We start from the raw sequence: 6,598 nt of genomic DNA on the forward strand, positions 1-6,598 counted from the left end.
CGGCACGACCGTGGCGCTTGTGGCGCTCCCTGTCGCGCTCGCAGGACTACTTGCCTGCGCGCTCGCCGCTGCTGCGGTAGCCGATGCGCCCGATGCCGGACTCGCCGCCGCGCTCGCGCGCTCCCTGGCTAGATCGGCCATTTTGTCGAGAGGCAAATACACCACGTTGTTCGAGCTCTTGCTGTCGACGAATACTTTCGTCGCCCGCGAATAGATTTGCTGCATCGTGTCCAGATACATGCGTTGACGAATCACTGCCGGTGCCTTCGAATATTCTGCGTAGACCTGCTTGAAGCGCTCGGCATCGCCTTGCGCCTGCGAAACGACCCGGTTGCTGTAACCCTTCGCGTCATCGATCGTGCGCGCCGCGTCCGTCTTCGCGCGCGGCAACAGCTGATCGGCATAGGCTTTGGCGGAATCCACGGCGCGCTCATTGTCCTGGCGCACCTTCGATGCTTCCTCGAATGCCGGCTGAACCTGCGCCGGCACCGCGACGCTCTCGATCGTCACGCCCGTCACCTGCAGACCCGTCTTATACGCATCGAGCGACGCCTGAATCCTGTCCACGAGCTTCGCCCGCAACGCTTCGCGATCCTTGAACAGCAACTCGTCCGTGGTGTGCGTACCGGCGATCTCGCGAATCGCAGTCTGGCCGGCCTCGGTCACGCTTTGCTCGGGATCGACATTGCGAAACAGGTAATCGGTCGCCGACTTGATCTGATACTGCACGGTGAAACGCACGTCGACGATATCCGCGTCGTGCGTGAGCAGCGATGCGTCGCGCACGTTGGCTTGCGTCAACGTGTTGTTACGGCCAATTTCCACCGAACGGATCTGCGACGTGTTGACCATCTCGTCAGACTCGAACGGATACGGCAAACGCCAGTGAATGCCCTGGCCCGCCGTTTCCTGATACTTGCCCAAACGCGACACCACGCCCGCAGTTCCGTCCTGCACGACGAACACGCCGCTGCCCAGATAGATCGCGATCAACACGCCGATCACGATTCCAAAGCCGATCTTTGCGCCCCGGCCATTGTCGGGACGCGGCCCGCCACCCGCCGGCTTCATGCCGAACAAGCCCGCTAGCTTCTTATTGAACTCGCGCCACATTTCGTCGAGATCGGGAGGCCCGTCGCCTTCCTTGTCTTTCGGCGGACGTTTCTGCTCCTGCGGGCGCTTTGGGTCGTTGCCATTGCCCTCGCCCCGGCCCCAGCGCGGATCGTTGATCGAAAAGACGGCATGCGAAAGCTGCCGGTTACTCCGCTCGTTAGACTCTTTCACTCGATCTTTCACTCGGTGATTCACCATTAGACAGCCGGACCAATGCAAAAACGGAACAGATCAGAGCCCGTGCTCGGGGACCTTGCGGTCATCACTCTCATCGGCTGACCGGTCTTCTTCCGGTAGCGCGGTTCCGTCGTCGGATGTGCTATCCGTGAACTCCGACACGATCGTGCCGTCCGGAAGTTCCGTGTACTGGTTGTTATTGATGACTTCCGAAGCCGCAAATTCGGCGATGGCGGCGCGCAAGGCATCGACTCCCTGACCCGTGCGCGCGCTCAAAAAGACGCGCGAAATATTACCATACTCGTCCCTTTCAACCAGGTCGTTACGGGCTGCGAGCTCAGGCACTGCATCGATCTTGTTGAAAACGATGATCTGCGGAATAGTGTCCGCACCGATGCTGCGCAAAACCTCGTTCACCTGATCGATCTGGTCGAGCCGCACTGCGCTCGACGCATCGACGACGTGCACCAGCAAGTCAGCGTGAATGGTTTCCTCGAGCGTGGCGCGAAAAGCCGCGACCAGTTGGTGAGGCAAATCGCGAATAAACCCGACCGTGTCGGACACCACGGCCTGACCTGCTTCCGCGCTGAGATAAACGCGACGCGACGTGGTATCGAGCGTGGCGAACAACTGGTCGGCAACATAGGCCTGCGCGTTGGTCAGCGAATTGAACAGCGTCGATTTGCCGGCGTTTGTATAGCCGACCAGCGACACCGACATGGTCCGGTTGCGCACGCGTTGACGCCGCTGCGTGCCGTGCTGGCGACGCAATTTCTTGAGCCGCTCTTTCAACGCCTTGATCCGCTCGCCGATCAGCCGACGGTCGGTTTCAAGCTGCGTTTCACCCGGCCCACGCAAGCCGATGCCGCCCTTTTGCCGTTCAAGGTGGGTCCATGCGCGTATCAGGCGCGTGGACAAGTACGTAAGCTGCGCGAGTTCTACCTGCAGCTTGCCTTCGTGGCTGCGGGCGCGTTGCGCAAAGATATCGAGGATGAGACTCGTGCGGTCGATCACGCGCCGGTCTAACGCGCCTTCCAGATTGCGTTGCTGCGCGGGCGCGAGGGCGTGATTAAAAATGACAAGTTCGATGTCGTTGGCTTCGCACGCGAGGCGCAGCTCTTCGACTTTGCCGCTGCCGACAAACATCTTGGCGTCAGGGCTCGAACGCTTACCAGTCAGGGTGACCGCGGGATGGGCGCCCGCACTTTGTGCGAGTAGGCTGAGTTCTTCGAGACTGGCATCGAAATCGATTTTTCCGAAGTCGACGCCGACAAGCGCTGCGTTGATCAAATCAATATTTTCATTGTGAAGCGACCGGCGAAGAAGCATGTACTTGCATGAGGTCTCGCCGGGCGCAACGAGGTTTAGGTCGTTTCCGCATCCGGGTGGAAATTCACCGGGCGCGCGGGCACGACTGTGGAAATGGCGTGCTTATAGACCATCTGGGTAACCGTATTCCGGAGCAACACGACGTACTGGTCAAACGATTCGATGTTGCCTTGCAGCTTGATACCGTTGACCAGATAAATCGATACAGGCACATGCTCTTTTCGCAGTGCATTCAAAAACGGGTCTTGTAACAATTGCCCTTTGTTGCTCATAGCAAACTCCGTGTTATTTTTGCAGGTTGGACGTGATTGAGACGAAGAAAAAGAGATCCGCCGTCAATCGCTACACTATAGCCGATTTTCATTTTCGCACCAGCGCGCCCAGGGCCGTCCAAAACCGCCAGACGCTTGATGCACGCGGGTTTTCAGCCTTTATCCGCGTAAGGGTTCGTGCTTGAACGAAACTCTATGCGCAATGGAGTCCCTATCAGCCCAAAAGTTTCTCTGAAGCGGCCTTCGAGGTAGCGTTTGTACGTTTCGGTAACCGCGTCGAGCGCGTTTCCATGCACCACGATGATGGGCGGGTTCTGCCCGCCCTGGTGCGCGTACCGCAACTTGGGACGAATCGGGCCGCGGCGGCGAGGTTGCTGGAATTCCACTGCGTCGATCAGCGCGCGCGTGAGCTTCGGCGTGGGAAGCTTCGCCATGGCCGCAGCGTAAGCGTCGTCGACGGACTTCATCAACTGCGTGATGCCCGTCTTTTCCAGCGCCGATACGTAATGAAATTTAGCAAAGTCCAAAAACTTGAGCTTGCGCGTCAAGTCGGCCTTGGTGCGCTCGCGCACATGCGAATCCAATCCATCCCACTTGTTCACGCCAACCACCAGCGCCCGTCCCTGCTCGACCACGAAGCCCGCAATATGCGCGTCCTGATCGGAGATATCCTGCTGGGCATCGAGCAACATAATGACTACGTTTGCGTCCGAAATGGACTGCAACGTCTTCACTACCGAGAATTTTTCCACCGCCTCGAATACTTTGCCGCGACGACGCAGGCCCGCCGTATCGATTAACGTGTATTTGCGGCCACTTCGCTCGAAATCAATGTAGATGGAATCGCGCGTGGTGCCCGGCATGTCGAACGCGATGACCCGTTCTTCGCCGAGCAGCGAGTTCACCAGCGTCGACTTGCCCACGTTCGGCCGGCCGACGATCGCAATCTTGACGCCGCGCGCCGCCTTTTCTTCCTCATCTTCTTCCGGCTGTCCGGCGTACGCGATCTCGAGCGCCTCTCCGATCATTTCCGTCACGCCGTCGCCGTGCGCGGCTGAAATCGCGCGCGGATCGCCCAGGCCGAGTTCGTAGAAATCCGCGGCGACCGCGCTGTACCGCATCCCTTCAGCCTTGTTGACCACGAGGAACAGCGGACGGCCGGTCTTGCGCAGGAAGTCGGCAATGTGCTTATCCTGAGGCGCCAGGCCGTTACGGCCATCGGTGATGAACACCACGACATCGGCTTCTGCCACGGCCTGACGCGTTTGACGCGCCATTTCATGCAGGATGCCATCCTTCGCAACGGGTTCGAAACCGCCGGTATCGACCACCAGATAAGGGCGGTCGCCAACCCGCCCTTCGCCGTAGTGGCGGTCGCGGGTAAGGCCGGGCAGGTCGGCGACGAGGGCGTCGCGCGAGCGCGTGAGGCGGTTGAAGAGCGTCGATTTCCCCACATTGGGGCGCCCTACGAGGGCAATTACGGGTTTCATCAGATGGTGTTCACAGTTGAACGCAAGGCGGATCTTTCCGGCCGGCGCGCCCGAACAACGTCAGGGAACGGCAGGCCGCATGTTTGCGTGGCCAGGCGATGAGTCGAAAATTAGCACGCTTCGAAGGGACATTCCGCAAACTCGAATGAATGTCCGCAATCTCGGCGCTCGCGGCGCATCCGGCATGTGGCCGGGCGACACTGTCGAAAGGTCGATCCCGCAGCGCTCTCCAAAAACCGGCCAAACCGGGGATTGGCGCTGCCTGTTGCTGCTTATGCGGTTACTTGTACGGTTGCTTGTGCGCTTATTTACCGCACGCACGGCCGGTGCGCGCGGCTTTGATGAATCGATTCTATTCGCACGGCGCGGACTCAAGAAACAAAAGTCCGAAAAACACGAGCGGCTGGCAACGCCAGCCTGCTCGTCAGAACATCGAATCATTCAAGCCAGATCAACGCGGACGGAAACCGTACAGGCCGCCGTCGTGCGTCAGGATCACGAGCGTATCGCCTGCCAGCACGGGCGCGGCGGTAATTGCGCTGCCATCGGTTTTCGCGCGGCCAACCAGTGCGCCGTTAGACGTGGAGAGGAAATGCACATAGCCTTCGAAGTCTCCGACCACGACGGCGCGGCCCAAAATGAACGGTACGCTGACGACGCGATTCTTCAACGCGTCGTTCTTCCAGAGCGGCGTGCCGTCGATGACGCTGTAGCCGTTGACGACTGACCAGTCGTCGCCGGCCGCCACTATTTCATTGTCCTGCGCGAGACCGCTGTCACTCGAGAACGGTCGTTCCCATTGCGGATGGCCAGAGTTAGCATCGAAACAGCCGAGACGGCCCTGGAACGTTACGGCACATGTCTCGGACCCTACCAGCGTCGGCGCGCCGGTCACGTCATTGATACGCTCGACTTCCGTTACGCCCTTCGGAAACGATACAGGCGTTTGCCAGTATGCGTCGCCGGTTGCGAGGTTGATCGCCGCGAACGTGCCGCCGGGGAAGCCGGCCAGAACCGCCTGTGAACCTGCAAACGTCATGCCGGCAGCCACGCGCAAGTTCAGCGGCACTGAACGGGCCTGGAACAACCACTTCTGCTCGCCGGTTTGCGCATTGAACGCGACAATCTTGCCGTCGATGGTACGCACGATCACCGCGTCGTTACCCACGAGCGGCGGCGAGATGATTTCGCCCGGCGCCGTTGCGGTCCAGATTTGCTTGCCGTCCGGTCCCAGGACGTAGACGTTGCCCTTCAGGCCACCGACCGCGGTCAGGTTGCCGTCGCTGCCAACGCCCGCTGACAGATCGTCCTTCAACTTGATACGCCAGATGTCCTGCCCCGTCTTCGCGTCGATCTTCGCGACAGTGCCGTTCTCACCGGCTGCATAGACGGCATCTCCGACGGCTACGGGCGAGAACAGGTAGCGACCGGCCTTGCCGACGCTCGCCTTCCAGGCCTGCTCGACGGTCAGGACAGGCTTGATGTCCGTGAGCGGAGTAGGCACGCGGCGGTCGTCCTTGGTGGCGGCACAGGCGGAGAGCAAAACCGTAATCGCGCAGGCGAGCGGGAAAGCGTAGCGTTTCAGAAAGGTCATCGGTGGACGCAATATGAATAAAGTGACATGGGTTGATCGGTGTGCAGCGCGTTTGCCTCGGGTAACCCGTGTTTGCCGGTTACCGAGGGTTGGAAGCGCGCGCTTGGCACAAAATCGGCTGGCGAAGCTGAGGGCTGATCGATGCGAAATCAGCCGCCGAGTGCGTCCAGCTTGAACTGGACGAGTTGGCGAGTGGACGTGTCGGACTTGGGCAGCGTGTCGAGCGCGACCTTGTACGCCGTGCGCGCGTCGTCCCGCTTGCCTTCGGCCGCTAGGAGGTCGCCCCGACGATCGGACAACAAACCCTTGAACGCATCGAGTGGCGCGTCGTCGAGTAACTTCAGGCCTGCGTCGTAGGCCTTTTCGTCAAGCAGAACCAATGACAGTCGCAGTTTCGCGATCTCCTTGTATTCGTCGTCCTTCCCGTGGTCGACCACCCATTGCAATTGCGCCTTGGCGCCGGCCGTGTCGCCTGCCATATAGAGCGTTTTGGCGGCAGCGAGGGCGGTCATCTGCGCGTACGCCGTGCCACCGAACTTATCTTCCATGTCGGCGGACACCCGAGTGACGAGCGCCTTGTCATTCGATGACACCGCTTGCTGCACCTGGTCATAGAGCACCGC

At 60.2% G+C, this 6,598-nt stretch carries 6 protein-coding genes; all 6 read right to left on the reverse strand.

The genetic code is table 11. The features are described from left to right. Nucleotides 1-1,284: FtsH protease activity modulator HflK (hflK, locus tag WCA53_RS12305; RefSeq protein WP_423910012.1), on the reverse strand; the 1,284-nt coding region annotated here is incomplete at its 3' end. 60 nt (nt 1,285-1,344) lie between these two features. Then, a complete protein-coding gene (hflX, locus tag WCA53_RS12310) occupies nt 1,345-2,619 on the reverse strand; it encodes a GTPase HflX (protein ID WP_423910015.1) in 1,275 nt (424 codons plus the stop codon). Between the two features lie 35 nt (nt 2,620-2,654). Beyond that, nucleotides 2,655-2,891: an RNA chaperone Hfq gene (hfq, locus tag WCA53_RS12315; protein ID WP_020566297.1), complete on the reverse strand. Its 237-nt coding sequence runs from the start codon at nt 2,889-2,891 to the stop codon at nt 2,655-2,657. A 152-nt stretch (nt 2,892-3,043) separates the two neighbouring features. Continuing rightward, nucleotides 3,044-4,381, reverse strand: coding sequence for a ribosome biogenesis GTPase Der (gene der, locus WCA53_RS12320; protein WP_423910020.1), 1,338 nt, complete (start codon nt 4,379-4,381; stop codon nt 3,044-3,046). Between the two features lie 451 nt (nt 4,382-4,832). Further along, the gene (gene bamB, locus WCA53_RS12325; protein ID WP_423910025.1) at nt 4,833-5,975 is read right to left on the reverse strand and encodes an outer membrane protein assembly factor BamB; all 1,143 of its coding nucleotides are present in this window, start codon (nt 5,973-5,975) and stop codon (nt 4,833-4,835) included. 149 nt (nt 5,976-6,124) lie between these two features. Next, on the reverse strand, nt 6,125-6,598 hold a 474-nt coding region (locus WCA53_RS12330), incomplete at its 5' end, for a tetratricopeptide repeat protein (protein ID WP_423910028.1).

It is taken from the genome of Caballeronia sp. (assembly GCF_049581465.1).
Classification (GTDB): domain Bacteria; phylum Pseudomonadota; class Gammaproteobacteria; order Burkholderiales; family Burkholderiaceae; genus Caballeronia.

Coding starts and splice junctions, on each gene's coding strand:
- hflX (WP_423910015.1), bottom strand. CDS start 2,619: ATGCTTCTTCGCCGGTCGCTTCACAATGAAAATATTGATTTGATCAAC.
- hfq (WP_020566297.1), bottom strand. CDS start 2,891: ATGAGCAACAAAGGGCAATTGTTACAAGACCCGTTTTTGAATGCACTG.
- der (WP_423910020.1), bottom strand. CDS start 4,381: ATGAAACCCGTAATTGCCCTCGTAGGGCGCCCCAATGTGGGGAAATCG.
- bamB (WP_423910025.1), bottom strand. CDS start 5,975: ATGACCTTTCTGAAACGCTACGCTTTCCCGCTCGCCTGCGCGATTACG.